The organism is Stenotrophomonas sp. STEN008 (genome assembly GCF_056760435.1).
In genome coordinates, this window is record NZ_JBRRET010000003.1 from 21523 (window position 1) to 43597 (window position 22075).

Annotated in this window: 15 protein-coding genes; 10 read left to right on the forward strand and 5 right to left on the reverse strand. The window is 66.8% G+C overall.

Translation table 11 applies throughout. The features are described from left to right. Positions 1-73 precede the first annotated feature (73 nt). Both murL and murD read left to right on the forward strand, forming a co-directional pair. Positions 74-1426, forward strand: coding sequence for a UDP-N-acetyl-alpha-D-muramoyl-L-alanyl-L-glutamate epimerase (gene murL, locus ACVOME_RS02125; protein ID WP_481504668.1), 1353 nt, complete (start codon positions 74-76; stop codon positions 1424-1426). Continuing rightward, complete coding sequence (murD, locus tag ACVOME_RS02130) at positions 1407-2816, forward strand: UDP-N-acetylmuramoyl-L-alanine--D-glutamate ligase (protein WP_111186012.1); 1410 nt, start codon at positions 1407-1409, stop codon at positions 2814-2816. The genes murL and murD overlap by 20 nt, the downstream gene beginning before the upstream one ends. A 94-nt stretch (positions 2817-2910) precedes the next feature. Here the strand turns inward: murD and ACVOME_RS02135 are convergent, their stop codons facing one another. Continuing rightward, on the reverse strand, positions 2911-3501 hold the full coding sequence (locus ACVOME_RS02135; protein WP_461290030.1) for an SMI1/KNR4 family protein: 591 nt from the start codon (positions 3499-3501) through the stop codon (positions 2911-2913). 127 nt (positions 3502-3628) lie between these two features. On the opposite strand from ACVOME_RS02135, the gene ACVOME_RS02140 reads away from it, so the two are divergent. Then, entirely contained in the window at positions 3629-4420 is a 792-nt protein-coding gene (locus ACVOME_RS02140; RefSeq protein WP_461290031.1) for a dienelactone hydrolase family protein, read from the forward strand. 234 nt (positions 4421-4654) lie between these two features. Here ACVOME_RS02140 and ACVOME_RS02145 read toward each other — a convergent pair whose 3' ends face one another. After that, complete coding sequence (locus tag ACVOME_RS02145) at positions 4655-5653, reverse strand: polyprenyl synthetase family protein (protein ID WP_065182404.1); 999 nt, start codon at positions 5651-5653, stop codon at positions 4655-4657. A gap of 215 nt (positions 5654-5868) precedes the next feature. On the opposite strand from ACVOME_RS02145, the gene ACVOME_RS02150 reads away from it, so the two are divergent. Beyond that, the gene (locus ACVOME_RS02150) at positions 5869-7482 is read left to right on the forward strand and encodes an alpha-glucosidase family protein (RefSeq protein WP_065174564.1); all 1614 of its coding nucleotides are present in this window, start codon (positions 5869-5871) and stop codon (positions 7480-7482) included. Between the two features lie 248 nt (positions 7483-7730). Here the strand turns inward: ACVOME_RS02150 and ACVOME_RS02155 are convergent, their stop codons facing one another. Continuing rightward, positions 7731-10487, reverse strand: coding sequence for a TonB-dependent receptor (locus ACVOME_RS02155; protein ID WP_065174735.1), 2757 nt, complete (start codon positions 10485-10487; stop codon positions 7731-7733). A gap of 225 nt (positions 10488-10712) precedes the next feature. Continuing rightward, the gene (locus ACVOME_RS02160) at positions 10713-12767 is read right to left on the reverse strand and encodes a glycoside hydrolase family 97 protein (protein ID WP_481504669.1); all 2055 of its coding nucleotides are present in this window, start codon (positions 12765-12767) and stop codon (positions 10713-10715) included. A 237-nt stretch (positions 12768-13004) separates the two neighbouring features. On the opposite strand from ACVOME_RS02160, the gene ACVOME_RS02165 reads away from it, so the two are divergent. The 4 genes from ACVOME_RS02165 to ACVOME_RS02180 all read left to right on the forward strand — a co-directional run bounded on the left by ACVOME_RS02165 (position 13005) and on the right by ACVOME_RS02180 (position 18940). Next, positions 13005-15197 carry a glucosidase family protein gene (locus ACVOME_RS02165; RefSeq protein WP_481504670.1) on the forward strand — a complete coding sequence of 731 codons (2193 nt, stop codon included), beginning with the start codon at positions 13005-13007 and terminating at the stop codon, positions 15195-15197. Beyond that, on the forward strand, positions 15194-16681 hold the full coding sequence (locus ACVOME_RS02170; protein ID WP_481504671.1) for an MFS transporter: 1488 nt from the start codon (positions 15194-15196) through the stop codon (positions 16679-16681). Before ACVOME_RS02165 ends, ACVOME_RS02170 begins: the two co-directional genes overlap by 4 nt. Beyond that, positions 16681-18402, forward strand: a complete 1722-nt coding sequence (locus ACVOME_RS02175) for an alpha-amylase family glycosyl hydrolase (RefSeq protein ID WP_481504672.1) — start codon at positions 16681-16683, stop codon at positions 18400-18402. The genes ACVOME_RS02170 and ACVOME_RS02175 overlap by 1 nt, the downstream gene beginning before the upstream one ends. A 151-nt stretch (positions 18403-18553) precedes the next feature. Continuing rightward, the gene (locus tag ACVOME_RS02180; protein ID WP_481504673.1) at positions 18554-18940 is read left to right on the forward strand and encodes an SseB family protein; all 387 of its coding nucleotides are present in this window, start codon (positions 18554-18556) and stop codon (positions 18938-18940) included. A gap of 101 nt (positions 18941-19041) precedes the next feature. Here the strand turns inward: ACVOME_RS02180 and ACVOME_RS02185 are convergent, their stop codons facing one another. Continuing rightward, positions 19042-20073: a LacI family DNA-binding transcriptional regulator gene (locus ACVOME_RS02185; protein ID WP_481504674.1), complete on the reverse strand. Its 1032-nt coding sequence runs from the start codon at positions 20071-20073 to the stop codon at positions 19042-19044. Positions 20074-20388: 315 nt separating this feature from the next. On the opposite strand from ACVOME_RS02185, the gene ACVOME_RS02190 reads away from it, so the two are divergent. Further along, on the forward strand, positions 20389-20958 hold the full coding sequence (locus tag ACVOME_RS02190) for a single-stranded DNA-binding protein (RefSeq protein ID WP_481504675.1): 570 nt from the start codon (positions 20389-20391) through the stop codon (positions 20956-20958). Between the two features lie 200 nt (positions 20959-21158). Then, complete coding sequence (locus tag ACVOME_RS02195) at positions 21159-22049, forward strand: hydroxypyruvate isomerase family protein (protein ID WP_181452097.1); 891 nt, start codon at positions 21159-21161, stop codon at positions 22047-22049. The last annotated feature ends 26 nt before the right edge of the window (positions 22050-22075 follow it).

A 22075-nucleotide genomic window follows, 5' to 3' on the forward strand; every position in this document is an offset into this window, starting at 1 on the left:
CCCTGCGCGCGCTGCACCCGCCCACCGACACGCCCCGCGCAACCGCGCGGGTCCGTGCCTGACCGGATACACCATGACTGCTTTCGACAAACACCAGGTCTCCCGTTTCCGCTTCGTCCGCTGCGAATTTGCCGCGGACAGCGGCGTGGCACGGCTGGTCTATGCCTTCGATGATGGCCCCGAGATGGTGGAAACCATCACCGTTCCCGGCGCCCCGTTCGTCCTCGACCCGGCGCGCGCCGCTGCCGTGCAGCGAGCGCTGCAGCTGCTGCACCTGATCGCCGGCGTCAGCTACTACAAGGCCGGCGTGCCGGAGATCGTCAGCATCGACAGCTACGCCATCGATGCCGATACCGCGGCGCTGGTGGAAGCGATCTACCTCAACGGCCTGGGCGAGTTCGCCTACCGCAACGGCCTCAACCTGCGTGGCCGCTTCCGCCTGCCGGTGCAGGGCGAGCCGGTGCGGGCACCGGAGGTGGGCCTGCAGCCGCATGCGCTGGTCGCCATCGGTGGCGGCAAGGATTCGCTGGTCAGCATCGAAGCGCTGCGACGGGCGGGTGTGGACGAGACGGTCACCTGGATCGGCGGTTCGCAGCTGATCCGTGCCTGCGCCGAACGCACCGGCCTGCCGACGCTGAACCTGGGCCGCGCGCTGGCGCCGGAGCTGTTCGAGCTCAACCGCCAAGGGGCGTGGAACGGCCATATCCCGGTGACCGCGGTGAACTCGGCGATCATGGTGCTGGCAGCCCTGCTGCAGGGCGTGGACCAGGTGGTGTTCTCCAACGAACGCTCGGCCAGCTACGGCAGCCAGATTCCGGGCACCGGCGAGGTGAACCACCAGTGGTCCAAGGGCTGGGCGTTCGAGCAGGCCTTCGGCAGCCATGTGCAGGCGCACGTGGCCGCAGACCTGCAGTACTACTCGCTGCTGCGACCGATGTCGGAACTGGCGGTGGCCCGCCAGTTTGCCAAGAGCGACTTCTACGACGCGCATTTCTCCAGCTGCAACCGCAACTTCCATATCCTCGGCGAGCGCCCCGTGAACCGCTGGTGCGGCGTCTGCCCGAAGTGCCATTTCGTGTTTCTGGCGCTGGCGCCGTTCATGCCCAAGACCCGCCTCGTGCGCATCTTCGGTCGCAATCTGCTGGACGATGTCGAGCAGGCCGGTGGCTTCGACGCGCTGCTGGAGTTCCAGGATCACAAGCCGTTCGAGTGCGTGGGCGAAGGTCGTGAATCGCGTGCAGCAATGGCGACCCTGGCGCAGCGACCGGAGTGGAAGGAAGATGCGCTGGTGAAGCGCTTCTGCAACGAGATCCAGCCGCAGCTCGACGCGGCCGAACTGGAGCTGGCGCCGATGCTGCAGCTGCAGGGCGAGCACCGCATTCCGGCTGCGCTGTGGGAACGGGTGCGTGAAGATTTCTCAGCTTGAAGGAAAGCGCGTCGCGCTGTGGGGCTGGGGGCGTGAGGGCCGTGCCGCATTCGCGGTGCTGCGTGCACGCCTGCCGACGTTGCCGCTGAGCCTGTTCTGTCCGGCCGCCGAAGCCGATGCGGCGCGCGCGGAAACGCAGGGGTCACTGGAGGTGCGTGGCGAGCCTTCGGCCGAGGCGCTGGCCGCGTTTGACGTGGTGATCAAGTCACCCGGCATCAGTCCCTACCAGCCGATCGCGGTGGCCGCGGCGGCACGGGGCACGCGTTTCATCGGGGGCACCGCGCTCTGGTTCGCCGAGCATGCCGCTGACGACGGCATCGTCCATGACACCGTATGCGTGACCGGTACCAAGGGCAAAAGCACCACCAGCGCGCTGGTCGCGCACCTGCTGCGTGCGGCCGGTCATCGCACCGGCCTGGTCGGCAACATCGGCCTGCCGCTGCTGGAAGTGCTGGACCCGCAGCCGGCGCCTGAGTATTGGGCGGTGGAACTGTCCAGCTACCAGACCGGCGAAGTGGCGCGCAGTGGCGCGCGACCGCAGGTGGCGGTGGTGCTGAACCTGTTCCCCGAACATCTGGACTGGCATGGCAGCGAACAGCGCTATATCGAGGACAAGCTGCAGCTGGTCACCGATGCCGCTCCGTGCATCGCCGTGCTCAATGCCGCCGATCCGCATCTGGCGGAACTGACGCTGCCGCACAGCCAGGTGGTCTGGTTCAACCAGCCGCAGGGTTGGCACATGCGTGGCGACATCGTGCATCGTGGCGAACAGGCGGTGTTCGATACACGCAATACGCCGCTGCCGGGCCGCCACAACCGCGGCAACCTGTGTGCGGTGCTGGCCGCGCTGGAAGCGCTGGGCCTGGACGCGGCGGCGCTGGCGCCGGCCGTGCAGGATTTCCGTCCGCTGCCCAACCGGCTGCAGCGCATCGGCGTGGCCGATGGGCTGACCTACATCAACGATTCGATCAGCACCACGCCGCACGCCAGTCTGGCGGCGCTGGAGTGCTTCAGCGGCCAGCGCATCGCGCTGCTGGTGGGCGGGCATGACCGCGGCCTGGACTGGACCGATTTCATGCAGCACATGGCGCACGATGTGCCGCCGGTGGAGATCGTGACCATGGGCAGCAACGGCCCGCGCATCCACGCGATGCTGCAGCCGCTGGCCGATGCAGGTCGATTCGGGCTGCATGCGGCCGTCGACCTGCCGGAGGCCATGGCGCTGGCACGCGCTGCGCTGGGCCAGCAGGGCGGGGTGGTGCTGTTGTCGCCGGGCGCACCAAGTTTTGGGGCCTACCGCGATTACGTTGCGCGCGGACGTCACTTCGCCGAGCTGGCCGGATTCGATCCGGACAGCATCAGCGCGATTCCGGGCCTGGGCATCGCCTGAGGGGGGGCGGATCCCTTTCCGCAGGAAAGGGCTCTGACCCCGGCGGGATCCCGGCCGGCAACCCACCGGCAAATTCATCCACGCAGGCGTGGATCTACGCTTCCTCGATGAACGCGTAGTCGCCGTCAATCAACTGCTGCAGATACGCATCGAAGCCGGGCGCGATGACCGCATAGCTGTCCGGGTCGTGCAGGTAGCGCACCACCTGGCCGACGGAGCCACCCGGTGCCGGGTCGAAATCCAGGTACAGCATCGAGGTGCCGCCGTTGTTCATGCAGTGCGAGAAGCACAGGCGGCGATTCATCGGTACATCGGCATCGATGCCGTCGCCGAGAATCTCCGGTTCGTCATCCAGCCACTCTTCATAGATCGAGCGGATGCTGTCGTCCCAGTGCCGCTGATCCTCGAAGATCTGTGCGACCGAGCGCAGGTAGTAGGGGTATCCGCCGCCTTCCACGTCCGAGCCGAGCATCAGCACGCAGACCTCGCCCTCGGGATACCGGCGGAAATGCGTGCCATCCACGCGCGACAGCAGCGCAACCAGACTGTCAGGTACCTGCGGCCACTGCGCACGCAGGCGTTGCAGGTCTCCGGCGCTGGCGCCCTGGACATGCGCCCATTGCGCAGCATCGTCGGCGGGCAGGCGCGGCATCAGGCCGGACAGGAATTGATCGACAAGGTTCATTCGCAAACAGGGGCTGGGCGGAATCAGGGCGTATCCAACCACACCTGCGTCACGCCGCCAATGCAGAATGCGGACGGGAGGGGGACATCAGGCGACCCCTCTGTTTCCTTTTCTCTGGAGCAGGCGCATGAATGCATGGCGTTGCGGTGTGGCGATGGTCCTGGGTCTGGCGGCGCTGCCGGCGTGGGCGGCGATGAAGACCCAGCCGGTGGAGTGGACGCACCAGGGCACGACCTTCAGCGGGGTGCTGGTCTATGGCGACGGGGACAGTAACAAGCGCCCCGGACTGGTGATGGTGCCGAACTGGAAGGGTGTGAACGAATCGGCGGTCGAGAAGGCCAAGCAGCTGGCCGGCGATGATTACGTGGTGCTGGTGGCCGATGTCTATGGCAAGGGTGTGCGGCCGAAGACCGATGCCGAGGCAGGGCCGGTCGCCACCGCGTTGCGCAACGACCGGCCGCTGCTGCGTGCGCGTGCGCTGGAGGCGGTGAATGTGCTCAAGGCACAGGCCGGCAAGGTGCCGCTGGATGCCAGCCGCATCGGTGCGGTCGGCTTCTGCTTCGGCGGTACCACCGTTCTGGAGCTGGCCCGCGCGGGCGCGCCGCTGGCCGGCGTGGTCAGCCTGCATGGTGGGCTGGGCTCGCCGCTGCCGGCGCAGGCCGGTGGAGCGCATCCCTCGGTGCTGGTACTCAATGGTGCCGATGACAGGAGCGTGACTGCGGCCGACATCGCCAGCTTCCAGAACGAGATGAATGCCGCCAAGGTCGACTGGGAATTCACCAACTACAGCGGCGCCGTGCATTGCTTTGCCGAGCGTGATGCCAACAATCCGCCGGGATGCCAGTACAACGAGCGGGCAGCCAAGCGCGCGTGGAAGGCACTGGATGAGTTCTTCGAGGAGCGCTTCGAGAAGCGCTGAGGCACCGGGTTGGGGGGGGCGGGGGCCCCCCGGGGCGGGGGGGGGGGGGGGGGGGGGGGGGGGGGGGGGGGGGGGGGGGGGGGGGGGGGGGGGCGGGGCTTGGCCGGGGGCGGCCTGGGCCCCCGGTTTGGGCGGGGCCTGGCCGGGGGGGGGGGGGGGCATCCGGTCGCGCGGGGCAATGCCGGGGGAGCGCAGCGGCATCAGGTAGCGCCGGGCCATGCCCGGCGAGCGCGGTCAATGCGTGCGCTGCACCGCGTAGCGGGCCAGTCCACGCAGAGCGGCGACGGCATCATTGTCGCCCAGCCCGTCGAGCGCACGCTCGGCGCGCTCTGCGTATTCCTCGGCCCGGCGACGACTGTAGTCCAGGCCGCCGGTGGCGTGGATCGCGGTCAGCACTTCCGGCATTGCCGACGCATCGCCTTCCTGCACGATGGTGCGCAGGCGCTCGCGGGTGGCGTCGTCGGAGTGGGCCATGGCATGGATCAGCGGCAGCGTTGCCTTGCCTTCGGCGAGGTCGTCGCCCAGATTCTTGCCCAGCTCCTCGGCGTTGGCCGAGTAATCCAGCACGTCATCGGCGATCTGGAAGGCGTAGCCCAGATGCATGCCGTAGTCGTACAGCGCCTGCTGGGTGGCTTCGTCCACGCCGCTGGCCAGCGCGCCCAGGCGGGTGCCGGCAGCGAACAGCACGGCGGTCTTGCGCTCGATCACGCGCAGGTACGCCGCTTCGTCGGTATCCGGGTTATGCACGTGCAGCAGCTGCAGCACTTCGCCTTCGGCGATGCGATTGGTGGTGTCGGCCAGGATCCGCATCACCGGCATGCGGTCCAGCTCGACCATCAGCTGGAAACTGCGCGAGTACAGGAAGTCGCCCACCAGCACGCTCGGTGCGTTGCCCCACAGGGCATTGGCGGTGCTGCGGCCGCGCCGCAGGCTGGATTCGTCCACTACGTCATCGTGCAGCAGGGTGGAGGTGTGGATGAACTCGATGATCGCCGCCAGCTGGTGGTGCTCGGGGCCGGCATGGCCGACCGCATGACCGGCCAGCATCACCAGCATCGGCCGCAGGCGCTTGCCGCCGGCGGAAATGATGTGGTCCGCGATCTGGTTGATCAGCACGACGTCCGAGGACAGCCGGCGCCGGATCAGGGCGTCGACGGCGGCCATGTCGGCCGCAGCAAGCGACTGGATCTGGGGCAGGCCCAGGGCGGGGCGGGTGTCTTCGGTGATGGTCATGCGATCAGGCTTTCAGGCTCGTCGATGATTATAGGCGCTGCCCGTGAATTCGGGCGCAAACCGGCCTGCGGGCCTGATCGCCCCGGCCGTCCGTGACTGCCTGGCGTGAATACGTATGCAGGTGGCGCCATCCCCGGGGAGGCACCGCTAAGCTTGCGGGACTTGGTTTTCGGCCCGCTTCCGGCGGGTCCCGCATGCCCGGAGGGGGGCTGTCGATGTCGCACTATCCATGGTGGCGCGGAGCCGTCATCTACCAGATCTATCCGCGCAGTTTCCTTGACGCCAACGGCGACGGGGTCGGTGACCTGCCAGGGATCATCCAGCGCCTGGACCACATCGCCACGCTGGGTGTGGATGCCATCTGGATCTCGCCGTTCTTCAAGTCGCCGATGGCCGACTTCGGCTATGACATCGCCGATTACCGCGACGTCGACCCGCTGTTCGGCAGCCTGGAGGACTTCGACCGCCTGCTGGCCAAGGCCCACGGCCTGGGACTGAAGGTGATGATCGACCAGGTCCTCAGCCATACCTCGATCGAGCACGCGTGGTTCCGCGAGAGCCGCCAGGATCGCAGCAATCCGAAGGCCGACTGGTACGTCTGGGCCGACCCGCGCGAGGACGGCACGCCGCCCAACAACTGGCTGTCGCTGTTCGGCGGCTGCGCCTGGCAGTGGGAACCGCGCCGCGAACAGTACTATCTGCACAATTTCCTGGTCGACCAGCCGGACCTGAACTTCCACAACCCGCAGGTGCAGCAGGCCACGCTGGACAACGTGCGATTCTGGCTGGACCGTGGCGTGGATGGCTTCCGCCTGGATGCGATCAACTTCTGCTTCCATGACGCGCAGCTGCGCGACAACCCGGCCAAGCCCGCTGACAAGCGCGTTGGCCGCGGCTTCAGCCCGGACAACCCGTACGCATACCAGTACCACTACTTCAACAACACGCAGCCGGAGAACCTGCCGTTCCTGGAGCGGCTGCGCGCGCTGCTCGACCAGTACCCCGGTGCGGTCAGCCTGGGCGAGATCTCCTCGGAGGATTCGCTGGCCACCACCGCCGAGTACACCCGCGATGGCCGCCTGCACATGGGTTACAGCTTTGAACTGCTGGTGGACGACTACAGCGCGGCCTACATCCGCGAGACTGTCTCGCGCCTGGAAGCCGCGATGACTGAAGGCTGGCCGTGCTGGGCGGTGTCCAATCACGATGTGGAGCGCGCGGTCACCCGCTGGGGCGGCCATCCGGCCGATCCGCGCCTGGCGCGCATGCTGGTGGCGCTGCTGAGTTGCCTGCGCGGCTCGGTCTGCCTGTATCAGGGCGAGGAACTGGGCCTGGCCGAGGCCGAGGTGCCGTTCGAGGCGCTGCAGGATCCCTACGGCATCACCTTCTGGCCGAACTTCAAGGGCCGCGATGGCTGCCGCACTCCGATGCCGTGGACGGATGCGCCACTGGCCGGTTTCACTACCGGCCAGCCGTGGTTGCCGATTCCGGCCGGGCACCGGGCAGCGGCCGTCGCGGTGCAGGACGCTGACCCGCAGTCGGTGCTGGCGGCCTTCCGGGCATTCCTGGGCTGGCGTCGCCATCAGCCCGTCCTGCAGCATGGCAGCATCCGGTTCCTTGACAGCAGTGAGCCAGTGCTGCTGTTCGAGCGTATGCTTGCAGATGAAACCCTCCTGCTGGCCTTCAACCTGTCGGGCGAGGCGGTGACCCATCCGCTGCCGGCCGGCCGTTGGCAGCAGATGGATGTGCCGGGCCCGGATGCGGGTACGGTGCAGGGTGGCGAACTCCAGCTGCCGCCGCGTGCGGTGTTCTGCGCACGACGCAGCTGATCGATTTCTCCGGTGGCGGTACTTGCGGGGACGGGGCCGAAGCGCCCCGTCCCTTTTTTATGGGCGGTGCCGTGGCTGGCGGGTCGCGCCCAAAAGAAAACCCGCTGCAGATGCGCAGCGGGTTTCCGGTCATGCCTGCGGTCCTCGCCGCCGGGCATGGCCCGGCGCTACCGATGGAGCGGTTGCCGGGCAGCGTCCGGCATTCGATGGGCGGTTGCCGGCCTGGGGCCGGCATTGCCCGGTGAGGGTCAGAACTTGTAGTTCACACCCAGCACGTAGGTGCGGCCCCACTCGATGTATTCCAGCGGGCGATCCTTGGTGCCGGCGTAGGTGCGGTACGGCTCGTTGGTCAGGTTGCTTCCCTGCAGCAGCAGGGTCAGCCCGCGCAGGGCGCTGCTGTCGCTGAAGGTGTAGCTGATCTGCGCATCGGTCACGTTCTCGCCCACCACATAACGCAGGGTGCGGTTGCCGTTGAAGTTGCCGATCTCACCGATGAAGTCCGAACGACGGCGCTGGCTCACGCGGGCCTCGAAACCATTGCGCTCGAAGTACGCGGTGAAGTTGTACACACGCTTGGACAGGCCCGGCAGGCTGATGGGATCGGTACCCACGCTGGAGGCGCTTTCCGGGTCGAGGATCTTGATGTCGCTGTCGTTGAACGTGGCACTGGCCTGCACGCCGAAGCCGCGCAGGCTGTCGGTGAGCATCTCCAGCGGGAACGAACCGGTCAGCTCGAGGCCGCGCAGGGTACCGCCCTCACCGTTCACCGGCGTGGAGAAGGTGCCGGTCGGCAGCACGGGCACCACCATGCCCGGCGGCGGCACGTAGTTGCCGAGCAGCCCGCTGAAGTCGTAGTTGTCCACCGACTGCGTGTAGACGTAGCTCTTCAGGTCCTTGTAGAAGATCGCCGCAGCGACGTAGGCCTTCTCGCCGAAGTACTTCTCATAGGACAGATCCAGCGCGGTGGCGCGCCACGGGTCCAGCCGCGGATTGCCGCCGCTGCCGCCGGGGCGGCCGGTGGAGGTATCCACGCCGAACTCCAGGCCGGCGCGCATCTGGTCCACGCGTGGGCGCGCGACCTGCTTGGCTGCCGCGAAGCGCAGGGTCTGTTCGTGCGGGAACATGAAGGCCAGATTCAGGCTCGGCAGCCAGTCGTTGTACTTGCGGCCGTCGGAGTAGGGCTGCACGTTGCTGCCGGCGGGCTGCGACGCGTCCCAGTAGCGGGAGTCCGAACTCTGATCGGTGCGCTGCATCTGCACGCCGATGTTGCCGCGCACGCCGACCACGCCGATGTCGGTGTTGATGTTCAGGCGCGCCCAGGCGGTGGTGATCTTCTCCTGCACCGTCCACGACTTGGGAATCAGGTAGTCCAGGTTGTCGACCGGATCGAAGGTCATGTAGCGGGCGACCGCCGCCGGCACGTTCCAGGCCGGGATGGTACCGAGGCCGGCAAAGCCCAGGTTCACCGGGTCGTACTGCAGGTCCGCCGCGATGTTGGCATCGCCCTGGGCACCGAGCAGGATGTTGCCCTCGGACTGGGTCTTGACCTTGCGGCGATCGGCATAGTTCACGCCGATGTCCAGGTCCGGTGCCCACGACGCCATCGCTTCGGGCAGGGCGATGGTCGCCGCCAGCTTGCCGCCCTTCAGGCGATCTTCCACCTTCGGCACCTTGCCGTAGCCGGACCCATAGATGGTGTTGGTCAGGAACAGGGCATCGGGATTGGAGTAGTTCAGCCCCGGGCTGATCTGCGAGAAGCCGTTCTGGCGGATCTGCACGCCGACCGTATCCAGCTGCGGCATGGGCGTGAGCTGCAGATTGTTCTCCAGGTTCAGCTCGTCACGCGTGGCCTTGGAGTAGTTCAGGTCGGCGACCAGCTTGACGCTGCCGAAGTTGAATTCGTTGTTCCAGCCGAACGCGTCGATCTTGTCCTTGCGCTTGTTGTACATGCCGCGCACCAGCGGGTACACGCCGCTGGCGGTACCGCCGGTGAAGGTGCCATCGGCGTTGATCTGCGGATTGCTGATCAGCAGGCCCGGCAGGTAATTGCCGTTGTAGTTGCTGAGGTTCAGTTCGAACTGGTTGGCGGTGTCGATCTGCTCGGCTTCGGTGTGGAACGCATCGAAGGTGCTGCTCCAGCTGTTGTTGGGCCGGAACTGGATCGTGGCCATCACGCCATCGCGCTTGTTGTTGCCGGTACGGCGCAGCGCCTTGATGCCGTCGGAGAAATAGGTGCCTGCAGCAACGCCGGGGCGTTTTCCGTCCGTGGTGTACTGGGTGGTCCACGGCTCGTACAGGCCGACCTGGTTTTCCTGGATCGGGTTGTCGCTGTGCGCGTAACCGATGGCGATGCCCAGGGTCTTGTCGAAGAACTGGTCGATGTAGCTGGCGCTGAAGCGGTTGCCGAACTCATCGACGTTGGCCGCATCGCCGAGCGAGCTCTTCTGCAGGCGCCCGCTGACGGCGATCACCCGGTCGGGGAAGCTGAGCGGACGGGCGGTCTGCATGTCGATGGTGCCCGACAGGCCCTGGCCGACCAGTGCCGCATCGGGCGTCTTGTACACCGTCACGCCGTTGACCAGCTCGGATGGATACTGGTCGAACTCGACGCCACGGTTGTCGCCGGTGCTGACGACCTCACGGCCGTTGAGCAGGGTGGTGGCGAAGTCCGGGGACAGGCCGCGCACGCTGATCACCTGTGCACGCCCGGCGACGCGCTGCGCGGCCAGGCCGGGCAGGCGCGAGATGGATTCGGCAATGCTGACGTCGGGCAGCTTGCCGATGTCCTCGGCGGAGATCGCTTCCACCACCGAGGTGGCGTCCTGCTTGATCGCGATCGCGTTCTCGATGCCGCGGCGGATACCGGTGACCTGCACCGTATCCAGATTGGTGGCGGCGGTGCCGGCCGGCGTGGTGGTGCTCTGCGTGGTCTGTGCCGCCGCCAGTGACGGCGCCAGGACAACGGCCAGCGCGATGCTCAGCGCGCTGCGCTTGTGGTTCAACATTTTCCCCTCCCAGGCAATGTTGTTGTTCATTTCGAGGTCGTTCCGGCAACGCCGTGAACGTGCGACGCGGTGGCCGCTGTCGTCGCCGCTATGGTAGGCAGCGGGTTCTCCGCGGGAATCACCCTGCATACGTATTCAATGACGTTTGCAGGGTTGTAATCGCTTTCAGATCCCCGCCACGGTAGCGCCGGGCCATGCCCGGCGAACGTCACGCGGGGGCATTCATCACTCCAATGGCGTGAACCGAATGGCCTGCCCGCCGCCCGGCGCCAGCATCAGGGTCAGTGCATCGGCGCTGGTCACTTCACGCGTCTGCCGCGTGAACGCGAACGGATTGCTGCGGTAGTCCGCACCGTCGCCATCGCGATAGATTTCCGCGCGGTAGCGCACGCCCGGCTCCAGGAAGCCCAGCGACACCGGCAGCACGCGGCCATGCTCGTCGGTGATGCTGCCCAGGAACCAGTCACGGCTGTTGCGGTCGCGGCGCACGATCGTCACGTAGTCGCCCACTTCACCATCGAGCACGCGGCTCTGCTCCCAGTCCACCGCCACGTCTTCGATGAAGCGGAACGCCTCCCGATGCTGCAGGTAGTGTTCGGGCAGATCGGCGGCCATCTGGATCGGGCTGTACAGCACCACGTACAGCGCCAGCTGACGTGCCATGGTACTGGGGATGGCCTGGCCGTGGCGGCCCTTCAGGCTGAGGATGCCGGGGGTGTAATCCATCGGTCCGGCCAGCATCCGGGTGAACACCAGATTGACTTCGTGTTCGGGCGGGTTCGGCGGCTGGCCCCAGGCGTTGTACTCCATGCCGCGCGCGCCTTCGCGGGAGATCCAGTTGGGATAGGTGCGGCGCAGGCCGGTGTCCTTGATCGGCTCGTGCGGATTCACCGACAGGTGCCGGCGCGCGGCTTCCTGCACGACATGCAGGTGGTGGCGCGCCATGAACTGGCCGTCGTGCCACTCTCGCCACAGCGGGCCACCCGACGGGTTGCGACGGTCGACCTGGCCGTCGTCGCAGACGTAGCCGGTCTTGAACTGGTCCACGCCCAGCCGCGCATACAGGTCCAGCGCGGCGTCGAGCTGCGCCTCATAGTGTTCGATGGCACAGCCGGTTTCATGGTGGCCGATCAGGTGCACGCCCTTCTTCCGTCCATATGCCGAAAGCGCTTCAATGTCGAAATCGGGCGTGGCGCGAGTGAAGTCGAAGTCGTAGCCATTGCCCACCCACATGCCGTCCCAGCCGGGATTCCAGCCCTCCACCAGGACGCCACGGAAGCCGTGCGCGGCGGCGAAATCGATCACCCTCCTGGTCTTGGCGGTGGTCGCCGCATGCTTCGGTCCGGTCGCCCAGCTTTCGTTGTCCAGGTGCATCGACCACCACACGCCCAGGTACTTGGCCGGCTTCACCCAGCTCACATCGCCCAGTGCATTGGGCTCGTTGAGATTGAGAATCAGGTCGGACTCGACCAGGCCGCCGGCGCGGTCGGCGATCTGCAGCGTGCGCCAGGGCGTGACGAAGGGCAGGGCACGGCGTACCTTCCACCCTTCGGCCGAGGGCGAGAGCTGCGCGCGCAGGCGCTGGCCGTCGGTACGGCGCAGCCACATGCCGGCGTAGTCCACCAGCGCAGCCTCATGGATCGCAACGTGCAGGCCATCGCGGCTGCGCAGCGTCATCGGCGTGTGCACCAGCGGGATCTCGCGCAGCGGCGTGCGCTGGTAGAGATACTCGTAGTGGATCGGTTCGCCGGCGGGGATCCACCATGCTGTGGAGTCTGCCGCGATGGCGAATTCGGTCAGCTCGTCATCGATGATCGCTTCGCGCAGGTTCGGTTGCTCAGGGAACACATAGCGGAAGCCCAGGCCGTCGTCGTAGACGCGGAACACCACATCCAGCCGGCGCTTGCTGCCGGTGGTTTCGGCCAGCTGCACGGTCAGCTCGTTGAAGTGGTTGCGGGTGAGGCGGCGTTCCCCCCACGGCTGTTCCCACGTCTCATCGACGCTGCGTCGTTGCTGCCCGAGCAGGATGAAATCCCGGTCCAGGCGGCCATCGCGCAGTTCGAAGCCAAGCCTGGAATCCTCCACTACGGCTTCACCGAAGCGCTCCACCCGGTAGCGGGCGGTGCCGCCGTCCAGCACCAGGCTGACCTTGAGCACGCCGCCGGGCGATTGGACGCTGGTGATCTGCGGGGCGGCCTGCGCCAGCGCGGCCAGGCCCAGCAGCGCAACGCCCATGATTCGCGCGAACACCGCACGTACAACACTGGATGACATCGGCATTTCCCCTCCCAAGGCGCCGTTGGCAGACCCGGACCATAAGCCAGCCCGGCGGGCGTACTGCCGCGTCGGTGCATGAATACGTATGCAGCTGGACGCAGGCGGCAGCCCCGCGTCTACCATGGGCCCAAGGCACCTTGAGGGAGGCGCCGCGCCCGCGCGCCGGTCACGGCTGCGCGGACCTATAAACGGTGCAGAGAGGGAGGGAGGTCGACGGGCGCAAGCCGGTCTGCCGCTTCGATGCTGAAGATCATTTGCCTGACCGCTGCCCTGGGGGCAGCGCTGGGGACGACCGCGCATGCGGCCGACCTGGAATTCGACGGCCGCCATGCGCGTGCCGAAGCGGCTGCCAAGGGCAGCTTCGTGCTGCACACGCCGAACGGCGCTGTGCCGATTGCCGCCGCGCCGATGCGCAGCCAGACCGGAAGCGTGATGTTCGACGCGCTGTTCGCGCTGGCCCAGCAGGAGATGGCGCAGGACCGGGTCGATGCGATCCGCGACCCCGCCTTTGACGAAGGGCGGCCGGTGCCATGCGACTGCTTCCAGACCGGCGCCCGCTGGCCCTACGTGTGGACCCGCGATGTCAGCTTCGCCGCCGACCTGGCGTTGGCGCGGCTGGATCCGCAGCGCACGCGTCAGTCGTTGCAGTTCAAGTTGTCGGCTGCCCGCGATGGGCGCACGCCCGGCCTGTTCGTCGCGCAGGATACCGGCTCCGGCGGCAGCTGGCCGATCAGCAGCGACCGTGTGGTGTGGTTCCTGGCCGCACGCCACCTGCTGGATGATCCTGCTTTTGCCGAACAGGTCTGGCAGGCGCTGCAGGGCACGCTGGCGCAGGACCGGGCGATGGTGTTCGACCCACAGATGGGCCTCTATCGCGGCGAAACCTCGTTCCTCGACTGGCGTGAACAGACGTATCCGGACTGGACCCGGGAGAACGTGCGCTTCATCGGTGATTCCTACGCGCTGTCCACCAACGTCCTGCACTACCAGGCACTGCGGCTGGCAGAGCAGATGGCCGCGCAGCGGGGCGATGATCGCCGTGCGCAGTACAAGGCGTGGGCCGATGAACTGGCGGTACGGATCGATGCGCGCTTCTGGCGCGACGACATGGGCCAGTACATGAGCTACATCGGTGAGGCGGCGCATCCGGTGCCCTACGCCAAGGTCGACCTGCTGGGCCTGTCGCTGGGCATCCTGGCCGACGTGCTGCCCGAGGCGCGGGCGCGCCGCGCGCTGGCGAACTACCCGATGGGGCCGGCCGGCAGCCCGGTGGTGTGGCCACAGGAAGCCCAGCAGCCGATCTACCACAACCGTGCGATCTGGCCGTTCGTCAGTGCGTATTCGCTGCGTGCTGCGCGACAGCTGGACGACGCGCCGCGCATCGCCGCCGAGATCCGCTCGCTGATGCAGGGGGCGGCACTGGCTGGTTCCAACATGGAAAACTACGAGCTGGTCAGCCAGGCCGTGCATGTGGACGAAGGCGCGCTGAGCGGGCCGGTGGTCAATTCAGAGCGCCAGCTGTGGTCGGTGGCCGGCTATCTGGCCATGGTCACCGAAGGCGTGTTCGGCGTGCAGGACGATGGCCGCGTGCAGCCCAAGCTGCCAGCCGCGCTGGTGCCGGAACTGTTCGGCACACATCCCCGTATCACGTTGGAAGCCAACGGCAAGCGCTATGTGCTGGAGCGCCCGCAGAACGTGGGCGATGGCCTGCTGGTGGCCGGCAGAACCACCACGCGTGGCAGCACCACGACGGTGCAGCTGGTCGCCGCCCCGGCAGCAACCGGTTTCGCTGCCACGACTGCGGATGCCAACATGCGTGCGCCGGCCACGCCGGTTGCGCCGCAGGCCCTGCGCAAGGGCGCGGGCTGGAACGTTCCGGTGGCAGCCGATCAGGTGCTGTGGAAGGACGGCAAGGCGGTCACCGACAGCAAGGGCGTGGCGCGCATCAGCGACGATGGCCTACAGCATTGCCTCAGCCTGACCCGGCGCGAAGGCACGTTGGAATCGCTGCACAGCCCGATGCTCTGCGTCGGTCCGCAGCAGGTGCTGAAGGGCGAGCAACGCTGGCAGTTCACCTCGGCCAAGGCCGGGCAGGTGCGCCTGCGCCTGCAGTACCGCAACCCGAACGGGCCGATCAACACCGGCGTCACGGCTGCGGTCAAGCAACTGGTGCTGCAGTGCCCGGGCCAGCCATTGCAGCGGCATACGGTTGCGATGCCGCACAGCGTGGCCGTGCAGGACTCGACCTCGGCAACGTTCGCTGTGCCCAAGGGGCCGTGCACGGTCGCGCTTGAAGAAGGCTTCAACATGAGCGCACTGCAGCATTTCGCGCACTACACCGGCGGAAAGGGCGGGCGCGAAGGCGTGCTCAACCAGGCGCAGGTGAAGGCGCTGACGCTGGCGCCGGTCGCCACGGCGGAGGACGCACGATGAACCGCCCTGCCAAACCGCAGCTGTCGTTCTGGCAGATCTGGAACATGTGTTTCGGCTTCCTCGGCATCCAGTTCGGTTTTGCCCTGCAGAACGCCAATGCCAGCCGCATCTTCGAGACGCTTGGCGCGGACATGGAGTCGGTGCCCGGGCTGTGGATCGCCGCACCGTTGACCGGCCTGCTGGTGCAACCGGTGATCGGTTATCTCTCCGACCGCACGTGGACGCGCTGGGGCCGGCGTCGCCCGTTCTTCATGATCGGCGCGGTGCTGACCACGCTGGCCCTGCTGGTGATGCCCAACTCACCTGCCTTGTGGATCGCGGCGGGCACGTTGTGGGTGCTGGATGCTTCGATCAACGTATCAATGGAGCCGTTCCGGGCCTTCGTGGGCGACCAGCTGGCACCGCGGCAGCGACCGGCCGGTTACGCGATGCAGAGCTTCTTCATCGGTGTCGGTGCCATCGTCGCCAGCTTCCTGCCGTTCATCCTGGCCCACTTCGGCGTGGCCAACACCGCCGCTGCCGGCGAGGTGCCGGATACAGTGCGCTACGCGTTCTATTTCGGTGCGGCAGTGCTGCTGGCGGCGATCACCTGGACCGTGGTCAGTACCCGCGAGTACTCACCGGCAGAACTGGCGGCGTTCGATGACGCCGAGCCACCGGCGCACCATGCCGCCGCCGCTGTGAGCGGCCCCGCGCCGTGGGCGCAGGTGGCGCTGTGGCTGGGTGCAGGCGTGCTGCTGGCCGCTGTGATCGCCGCGCGCCAGGGCGACAGGATGCTCTACGTGCTGGCGGGTCTCTGCGCGGGCTATGGTGTGCTTCTTGCGCTGGCCCGTACGCTGCCGCAGGCGCACATGCTGGCGGCGATCGTGGGTGATCTGCGGGCGATGCCGGTGACCATGCGCCGGTTGGCCTGGGTGCAGTTCTTCTCGTGGTTTGCGTTGTTTGCGATGTGGATCTACACCACCGCAGCGGTGGCCGGCACGCATTTCGGCTCCACCGACCCGCAGTCGGCGGCGTACAACGAGGGTGCCAACTGGGTCGGTGTGCTGTTCGGCGCCTACAACGGCTTCGCCGCACTGGCCGCCTTGCTGATCCCGCCGATGGTGCGCGCCATCGGCCTGCGCTGGAGCCACCTGGTGAACCTGTGGCTCGGAGGGCTGGGCCTGATCTCGCTGATGTTCATCAAGGACCCCACCTGGCTGCTGCTGTCCATGGCCGGCGTCGGCTTCGCCTGGGCCTCGATCCTGTCGCTGCCGTACGCCCTGCTGTCCGACAGCGTGCCGGCGGCGAAGATGGGCATCTACATGGGCCTGTTCAATTTCTTCATCGTCATTCCGCAGCTGGTCGCCGCCAGCGCGCTGGGCTTCGCACTGCGCGAGTGGCTGGGCGGAAATCCCCTGCACGTGCTGGTGCTGGGTGGAGTGAGTCTGTTCATTGCCGGGCTGTGCGTGCTTCGCGTGCCGGCCCATCAGGAGAGTGCGTGATGCATGTGTATTCCAGAATGTCGCTGGGGCTGTCGCTGGCCCTGCTCGCCACGGCGGTACAGGCCGCATCGCGCCCGGACTACGTGGGCACGCTCGAACCGTTCGCCAGCGATGCCGTGTACTTCGTGGTGACCGATCGTTTCGTCAACGGTGATCCGTCCAACGATCATCGCGATCAGGGGGGCAGCCACCGCACGTTCGACATTCCAGTGCCCTGCCCGGACAAGGTGGACGGCAACATCGGCTACCTCGGCGGCGACTTCAGGGGCGTGCTCGACAACGCCGACTACATCCGTCAGCTCGGCTTCGGTGCGGTGTGGATCACGCCGATCGTCGACAATCCGGATGAGGCGTTCACCGGCAGCAAGCCGATCAGCTGCACCAGCACGCTGACCGACCGCGGCAAGACCGGCTACCACGGTTACTGGGGCATCAACTTCTACAAACTCGACGAGCACCTGCCCAGCAAGGACCTGGACTTTGCAGGCCTGACCAAGGGCCTGCATGGTGCCGGCCTGAAGGTGGTGCTGGACATCGTCGGCAACCACGGTTCGCCGGCCTGGACCATGCCGACGCGGCAGCCGCAGTTCGGCCAGATCTTCGACAAGGATGGAAAGCTGATCGCCGACCACCAGAACCTGCCCCCGCAGAAGCTGGATCCAAAGCACAACCCGCTGCACGCGTTCTACAACACCATCGGCCCGGTCGACAGCAAGGAAGGCTCGATCTTCGATGGCAACCTGGCCGAGCTGTCCGACTTCAACCAGAACAACCCGGCGGTGATGGACTACCTCGTCGGCGCGTACCTGCAGTGGACCGCGCAGGGCGTGGACGCACTGCGCATCGATACCATCGGCTGGCTGCCGCACCCGTGGTGGCACGAGTTCGTGAACCGCATCCGTGCCGAGCATCCGAACATGTTCATGTTCGGCGAGGCCTTCGATTACGACGCCAGCAGGATTGCCGAGCACACCTGGCCGGGCAACGCCAACGTGAGCGTGCTCGACTTCCCGCTGCGTGGCGCGCTGGAACAGACCTTCGGTACCGCCGGCAAGGGCTTCGAGACGCTGGACGAGCCGCTGCACCTGACCGGCGGCCCCTATGCCAATCCGTACGAGCTGATGAGCTTCTACGACAACCACGACATGCCACGCCTGCAGGCCAGCGACAACGGTTTCATCGACGCGCACAACTGGCTGTTCACCGCCCGTGGTATCCCGGTGGTCTACTACGGCTCGGAAACCGGCTTCATGCGGGGCCGTGCCGAGCATGCCGGCAACCGTGCCTACTTCGGCCAGGCGCGGGTGGATGCCGCACCGCAGAGCCCGATCTTCGCGCCACTGCGGCGCATCGCCCAGCTGCGCCAGGCCACCCCGGCGCTGCAGCGCGGCCTGCAGGTGAACGAGCGCCTGCGTGGCAATGAGGCGGTGTTCTTCCGTGTGCTGCAGCAGGGGGATGTGGCACAGACCGCACTGGTACTGTTGAACAAGGGCGACAAGGCGACGGTTTTCCAGGTGGAGCGCTACCTGCAGGCGGGCCGCTGGCGCGACGCGCTGGACGGCGGTTCGTTGCAGGTGGATGCCTCCCTGAAGGCCGAAGTGCCCGCGCATGGCGTGAAGGTGTACGTGCTGGATGCCTCCGTGCAGCAGCCAGCGCTGCAGGCCGAGCTGGACAGGGCGATGGCCGACCAGAAGGCTCGGGACCAGCGTCTGGGACGGTGAGGGCGCCGCCGGGCATGGCCCGGCGCTACCGCTCTGGTGGGTGCCAACCTCGGTTGGCACTCCCGCTCTGGTAGGTGCCAACCTTGGTTGGCACGCTCTTCGAGCAGGCTCGACCCTACAATAGGCACCCCTCACGCCGCGCCGTACCGCCATGTCCGACCTCGCCCCGCAGACCCCGATCGAAACCCTGCTGAAGGCGGCGATGGACGGGGCGGTGCCGATCCGCGCCTTCATGGAGGCCTTCGTCGCCTCCGAGGTGCTGCTGCTGACCGGCAGCCTGGTCACCCCCGACGGCAGCGGCTTCGACCCACTGCTGTTCGACAAGCAGGGCACGCTGCACGTGGCCGTGTTCACCGATCCATCGCGGGTGGGCATCTACAGCCAGCAGGCCGAACACCAGATCCGCTGGCTGATGCTGGACGTGCTGCGCCGCGTGCCGGGGGGCTACGGCGTGGTGATCAACCCGGGTACCTCGCTGGGCTTCGAGATTTCGCCCAGCGGCATTGGCGAGATCCTGAGGGATTTCGCCCAGGGCTGAGGCCACCCGACGGGGCCGTCCACCTGCGGGCCTTGCGGCACCCGGTCCGGTGCCCGCAGGCCGGGTTCACTGCGTAGTCCCGTCCGATCACGTCCGCTGTTTCAGCCGCGCAGCGATGATTCCCGCACCACCAGCTTCACCGGGATGCTCTGGCTCTCCACCGGCTGCCGGCTGATCGAGGCCAGCAGCCGTTCCACCAGCAGCTGCCCGGCCTGCTTGGTGTCCTGCTGCACGGTGGTCAATGCCGGCGATACAGATGCGGCCAGCGGGATGTCATCGAACCCGGTGACCGCCACGTCCTGCGGCACCCGCAGCCCGGCCTCGCGCAGTGCACGGATCGCACCGATGGCGATCAGGTCGCTGGCGGCGCAGATCGCATCGATCGGTTCGCCTCGCGCCAGCAGCGCCTGGCAGGCTTCCTGGCCGGACGCTTCGGTGGTGATGGCATCGTGCTGCAGGGCCGGTTCGGCATCCAGCCCGTGATCGCGAAGAGCTGCTACGTGACCGCGGTAGCGCTCCTCGAATTCCGGGTAATGGCTGGAGGCGTGGCCGAGGAAGGCAATGCGCCGGCAGCCCTGCTGCAGAAGATGGGTGGTGATGTCGTGGCCGCCCTGGAAGTTGTCGCTGCCGATCGACACCCCGGGCTGGCCGGGCAGGGCCGCACCCCAGCGCACGAAGTGGGTGCCCTGTTCGACCAGCCGCTGCAGGCGGTCGCGCGATTCGTGGTAGTCGCCATAGCCCAGCAGGATGATGCCGTCGGCCTTGTTGCTGTCCTCGTAGTCGGCCTGCCAGTCGGTCGACAGCTGCTGGAACGACACCAGCAGATCCTGTCCGTGCAACGCGCAGGCGCGGGTGATCGAACCCAGCATCGAGTGGAAGAACGGGTTGATCAGCGAATCGTCGTTGGTCGGGTCCTCGAAGAACAGCAGGGCCAGCGTGCCGGCATTGCGCAGGCGCAGGCTGGAGGCGTTCTTGTCCACCTTGTAGTTCAGCTCGCGGGCGATGCGCAGGATGCGTTCTCGGGTCTCCGCATTGACCATCGGGCTGCCGCGCAGGGCCCGCGACACCGTCGGCTGGGAGACGCCGGCCAGATGGGCGATGTCCAGGGAGGTGGCTTTGCCTTTGATGGTCATGGGGGAAGTGCGCGAACGAATGAGTAGATGCCCCGGCATGATGCCATGGGGGCGCCATCGCAGCGCCGGCCGTCACTGCGGCCGGCCGCGCCGGGAGCTCCGGCCCGGATGGCTAAGTCATTGCCTTACAAGGATTTCAGTAGGATCTTTCGGTGTCTTTCGTCGCTTCTGGCCGGGCACGGAGCGGCGGCAGTGCTAAGATGCGGTGTTCTTGCATTCCCCCAAATTCATCGGGGGCGGCCCAGTGTCCTGCACCCCCGGCCGGGGCTGTGCTATCACTGGTCGACTGCCCCTGGACAACGGACGAAGGTACCTATGGCGCGCGGCATCAATAAAGTCATCCTGGTCGGCAATCTCGGCAACGACCCGGACGTGAAGTACACCCAGAGCGGCATGGCGATCACCCGCATCAGCCTGGCCACCACCAGCGTCCGCAAGGACAAGGATGGCAACCAGCAGGAACGCACCGAATGGCACCGCGTGGTGTTCTTCGGCAAGCTCGGTGAGATCGCCGGCGAGTACCTGCGCAAGGGCAGCTCGGTCTACGTCGAAGGCAGCCTGCGTTACGACAAGTACACCGGCCAGGACGGCGTGGAGAAGTACTCCACCGATATCGTCGCCGATGAGATGCAGATGCTGGGCGGCCGCGGTGAAGGCGGTGGCGGTGGTAGCGGCAACTACGGCGGTGATCGTCCGCAGCGCCAGCAGGCACCGCGCCAGGAGTACGGCGGTGGTGGCCAGCGTGGTGGACAGGGCGGTGGCTATGGCAACCAGGGCGGCAACCAGGGTGGCGGTTACGGCAACCAGGGCGGCAACCCGCGCCCGCAGCCGCAGCAGTCGGCGCCGCCGATGGACGATTTTGCTGACGACGACATTCCGTTCTGATCGGACGCGCGTCCGCAGGAAACAGAAAGCCCCGCCGATGCGGGGCTTTTCTTTTTTCCACGGCAGGCCGGCGTTGTGCCGCGCAGCATGGTTTTTCGTGCACCGCGTCTTGCAAAAAAAAGAATTCCTCCCTTATGGTGCAATCGATTGCATTGCTGTGAATCGTTGCGTTTGATACCGGTTGGGAGGCCGGCAGATGGATGTCCATCCATTCGATGGGACCGGCATCGAGGCTTACGCGGCGCGATGCGTTGCGCATGGCGTTCGCTGGCGGCCTTGGCCTGGCTGCGACAGCCGCGCTGCCCTCGTTCGCCGCCCAGGCCCCACTCAAGGGCAACCTGAAGCATTCCGTCGCCCGCTGGACGTTCCCGCAGCAGTCGGTCGCCCAGCTCTGCCAGACGGTGAAGGATATCGGCTTCGCCGCCATCGATCTGGTGGGGCCGGCGGACTGGCCCACACTGAAGGCGCATGGCGTCTACAGCTCCATGTGCAACGGCGCCGAGATCAGCCTGACCCAAGGCTTTGCCGGCCGCCAGTATCACGATGCACTGGTGGAGCGCTACGCGCGGCACATCGATCTGGTGGCCGATGCCGGCTACCGCAACCTCATCTGCTTCTCCGGCAATCGTGACGGCATGGATCCGCGGGAAGGCCTGGAGAATGCCGAAGCCGGGCTGAAGCGCATCCTCGGCCATGCCGAGAAGCGTGGTGTCGTGCTGGTGATGGAGCTGCTGAACTCCAGGGTCGATCATCCCGATTACCTGTGCGATCACTCCGCATGGGGCGTCGAGCTGTGCCAGCGGCTCGGATCGGACAATTTCGGCCTGCTGTACGACATCTATCACATGCAGATCATGGAGGGCGACATCATCGCCACCATCGGCAGGCATCACCGCTTCTTCAAGCACTACCACACCGCAGGTGTGCCAGGCCGGCACGAGATCGGTGACCAGCAGGAACTGCATTATCCGGCCATCTGTCGCGCGATCCGCGACACCGGCTTCGAGGGGTATCTGGCGCAGGAGTTCATGCCTGCGGCACCCGATCCCGTCGGCTCGCTGCGCGAGGCGATCCGCCTCTGCGACGTCTGAAACGATATCCACCCAGGTGAAGTAGA